Genomic DNA, 1,027 nt, shown 5'->3' on the forward strand with positions numbered 1-1,027 from the left:
GCGCAGGAACGCCGTCGCGCGCTCCGGTTCCGACAACATCCAGAACTGGTTGGCCGCCCGCGGCAGCGCCCAGTCCATCAGCTCGGACTCGGTCAGCTGTTCGGTGTCGACCTCGGCCAGCACCGCCTCGGCCTGCCGGCCCCGGCCCTGCCAGCCCAGCGCGTAGGCCAGCGGCAGCCGGGCCGCCAACCCGCCGCCGTGCCGCACCGCCGCGGCGCCCAACCGCTCCGACAACCCCAGGTCGCCCAGCCGCAGCGCTTCGGCGGCGGCGTCGGTGAGCTCGGGCACCGTCAGTTCGAAGTCGCTGTCGAGGGCCAGCGCGGCAACCCGAAGCCGCGAGATGACGTCGTCACCAGACGGCAGCGCGGCGACGACTTCGGTGCGCAACCGACGTAGCTCCGGTCCGCCCACCGCATCTGCCATCGCCGCCGCGAACAGCGGATGAGCGCAGCGCGCCGCCGCGCCGTCGATCCGGACCAGCCCGGCCCCCCGCGCCCGTTGCACCGCGTCCTTCCCGGCCAACGCGTGCAGCGCGGTGACCGGCATCGGGTCCAGCACGGCCAGATAGCCCAGCACTCGGCGCGCCGCCGGTTCCAGGCGCCCGACGAACCTGTCGACCTGTGCCGCGATCCGGGCGGCGTCATGTCCGGGTGGCTCGACCTCGATCCGATGCAGCAGCTCGTCGGCCAGCAAGGCCGCCACCGCGTCCGGCAGCCCGGCCCCGGCCGCGACGGTCACCAGTAGCCGGGTACCGCCCACCGCGAGCTGGTACACCAGCGCGGCCGACAACGGATCCAGTAAGTGAGCGTCGTCGACGATCACCAGCGGCAGCCCGGCCAGTGCATCGCGCGTCGAACGCAACACCGCCGCCGTCTTGCCTTCAGGGGGCACCTCTATGAGAGGCGCAAACGCGCCGAACGGGACCGCGCTGCCCGAGGCCGTCGCGGTGACCCACGCGCCCGGTTCGAACACCTCGGCGGCCCGCCGCGCCAACGTGGTCTTGCCGACCCCGTCCGGCCCGACGAGC

General features: G+C 74.0%; 1 pseudogene. It reads right to left on the reverse strand.

Annotation, left to right across the window (positions count from 1 at the left end):
* A pseudogene (locus ACN269_RS34975) lies at positions 1–864 on the reverse strand (hypothetical protein); the annotation flags it as partial.
* Positions 865–1,027 lie beyond the last annotated feature (163 nt).

It is taken from the genome of Micromonospora sp. WMMD736 (assembly GCF_049179015.1).
GTDB lineage: Bacteria > Actinomycetota > Actinomycetes > Mycobacteriales > Micromonosporaceae > Micromonospora.